General features: G+C 50.1%; 2 rRNA genes. Both read right to left on the minus strand.

Annotation, left to right across the window (positions count from 1 at the left end):
- Positions 1-24: 24 nt before the first annotated feature.
- A 5S ribosomal RNA gene (gene rrf / locus E1J53_RS23725) occupies positions 25-137 on the minus strand.
- Between the two features lie 220 nt (positions 138-357).
- Positions 358-3,190 (minus strand): 23S ribosomal RNA (locus E1J53_RS23730).
- Positions 3,191-3,396 lie beyond the last annotated feature (206 nt).

A 3,396-nucleotide genomic window follows, 5' to 3' on the forward strand; every position in this document is an offset into this window, starting at 1 on the left:
TGCGGTATGCAACGAGGCTTTCATAATTGGCGGCGACCTACTCTCCCGGGATCTTGTCCAAGTACCATCGGCGCTGGGCAGCTTAACTTCTCTGTTCGGAATGGTAAGAGGTGATCCTGCCCGCAATAGCCACCAAAGTCTTTTGTCCCGATTTCGAGACAGTTCCTTTAGTGAACGATCAACAAGTAGATAAGAGAACTTCAGCAACAACTAACTTCTTTGATCTCACAAAGACCTAGTTTGCTGATTAAATACATTTACAAGCGTCTGCTTCACGTACTCATAAGTCCTAAACAACCTTACGTTTGTTCATTTCCTATTTCGCAGATCTCTCCTAACTCCGAAGAGTTAAAAGAAAAAAGGAAGCTGTCGGGCGATTAGTATTGCTCGGCTCCATACATTACTGCACTTCCACCTACAACCTATCAACGTAGTCATCTTCTACGGCCCTCAGGGGAATACTCATCTTGAAGTTGGCTTCGTGCTTAGATGCTTTCAGCGCTTATCCATTCCGCACATAGCTACCCGGCGGTGCAGCTGGCGCCACAACCGGTACACTAGAGGTGCGTCCATCCCGGTCCTCTCGTACTGGAGACAGATCTTCTCAATATTCCTACGCCCGCAACAGATAGAGACCGAACTGTCTTGCGACGTTCTGAACCCAGCTCGCGTGCCACTTTAATGGGCGAACAGCCCAACCCTTGGGACCTTCTTCAGCCCCAGGATGTGACGAGCCGACATCGAGGTGCCAAACCTCCCCGTCGATGTGAGCTCTTGGGGGAGATCAGCCTGTTATCCCCGGAGTACCTTTTATCCTTTGAGCGATGGCCCTTCCATACGGAACCACCGGATCACTTGAGCCTGCTTTCGCACCTGGTCGAGATGTCTCTCTCTCAGTCAAGCTCCCTTATACTCATACGCTCTTCGCATGATTACCAACCATGCTGAGGGAACCTTTGCGAGCCTCCGTTACACTTTAGGAGGCGACCACCCCAGTCAAACTACCCACCACACACGGTCCCCCTCTTTCCAGGGGTTAGCATCAAAGTATAAGAAGGGTGGTATTTCAAGGACGACTCCAAAACCACTGGCGTGGCCCATTCATAGTCTCCCACCTATCCTACACATCTTATACCCTAATGCAATGTGAAGCTGTAGTAAAGGTTCACGGGGTCTTTTCGTCCCGTTGCGGGTAATCGGCATCTTCACCGATACTTCAATTTCACCGAGCTCATGGCCGAGACAGTGCCCAGATCGTTACACCATTCGTGCAGGTCGGAACTTACCCGACAAGGAATTTCGCTACCTTAGGACCGTTATAGTTACGGCCGCCGTTTACCGGGGCTTCAGTTAAGACCTTTGGATTACTCCTAAGCCCCTTCCTTAACCTTCCGGCACCGGGCAGGTGTCAGACCCTATACTTCATCTTTCGATTTGGCAGAGTCCTGTGTTTTTGCTAAACAGTCGCCTGGGCCTCTTCACTGCGGCCCTCTAAAAGAGGGCGACGCTTCTCCCGAAGTTACGCGTCCAATTTGCCTAGTTCCTTAGCCATGAATCACTCGAGCGCCTTAGGATACTCTCCTCGACTACCTGTGTCGGTTTACGGTACGGGCCGCTTCACTCGCTATTTCTTGGAAGTCGCTTCGGTACACTATCAGTTCTTGCCGTAGCAATCACTGTACTATCGGTCAGTTTTAACCAACCTTCAACGTACTATTCCGTCAGTACGCGATACCTACACTACTCCGTCGCTTTCGTCGTGAGCGGGTACGGGAATATTAACCCGTTTGCCATCGGCTTCGCCTGGCGGCTACACCTTAGGACCCGACTAACCCGATTCTGATTAACATCGAATACGGAAACCTTAGTCTTACGGCGAAGGGGTTTCTCACCCCTTTTATCGTTACTCATGCCTACATTTGCTTTTGTAGCCGCTCCAGCATACATCGCTGTACACCTTCGGCGCTGACTACAATGCTCCCCTACCACTCCTTACGGAATCCATAGCTTCGGTACCGGACTTATGCCCGAGTATTTTCCGCGCAGGAACGCTCGACTAGTGAGCTGTTACGCACTCTTTAAATGAATGGCTGCTTCCAAGCCAACATCCTAGCTGTCTTAGCATCCCCACATCGTTCCATTCAACTCAGTCCGGATTTGGGGACCTTAGCTGATGGTCTGGGTTGTTCCCCTCTTGGCAATGGACCTTAGCACCCACTGCCTCACTGCTGCTACTGTTATACTGGCATTCGGAGTTCATCAGGGGTTGGTAGGCGGTGAAGCCCCCTAGCCCTATTGGTAGCTCTACCTCCAGCACACATTACACAACGCTGCACCTAAATGCATTTCGGGGAGTACGAGCTATCTCCTGGTTTGATTGGCCTTTCACCCCTACCCACAGGTCATCCGAACATTTTTCAACATGTACCGGTTCGGTCCTCCATCTCGAGACTATCGAGACTTCAACCTGCCCATGGGTAGATCACCAGGTTTCGCGTCTACCCCCACTACCTATACGCCCTGTTAAGACTCGCTTTCGCTTCGCCTCCGATCCTGAAGATCTTAAACTTGGTAGTGAGGAGTAACTCGTAGGCTCATTATGCAAAAGGCACGCCGTCATCCCGAAGGACTCCGACCGCTTGTAGGCGCACGGTTTCAGGGTCTTTTCACTCCGCTTCTCGCGGTTCTTTTCACCTTTCCCTCACGGTACTTGTTCGCTATCGGTCTCTCAGGAGTATTTAGCCTTAGCGGATGGTGCCGCCAAATTCAGACAGGGTTTCTCCGGCCCCGCCCTACTCAGGATACTCGACTCTAAATCATTCTTCCCGTACGGGACTTTCACCCCCTATGGTCAGCTTTTCCAAAACTGTTCCGGTTAAATGATCTTCGATTATTCAAGTCCTACAACCCCACTACGACGTATCGTAATGGTTTGGGCTATTCCGCGTTCGCTCGCCACTACTTGCGGAATCATTAAATTATTTTCTCCTCCTCCGGGTACTTAGATGTTTCAGTTCCCCGGGTTACCTCCCTTGCGGGTACATGGTCTTCAACCATGTGGGTTGCCCCATTCGGACATTCAGGGATATAACGGTTGTTTGCACCTCCCCCTGACTTTTCGCAGCTTACCACGTCCTTCATCGTCTCTGAGAGCCTAGGCATTCCCCGTACGCCCTTATTTCACTTCCTAATCTTTAGTCCCGAAGGACCAATTCTTAACGAAGCAAAATAGGTTGTTACGAATAACGTTTTTGCCTAAAACTAATGAGTAGTTTATCCAACAGACGCTTGAGAATTGAATTTCTCTCGCAACGAGATCTTATGTGATCATAAAATCCGTTAATTATTACTGTTGCTCTCTTATCCAACTTGTCAAAGATCGTCACTAAGCCAGTT

This window comes from Lewinella sp. W8, assembly GCF_004375085.3.
Taxonomy (GTDB): Bacteria; Bacteroidota; Bacteroidia; order Chitinophagales; family Saprospiraceae; genus Neolewinella.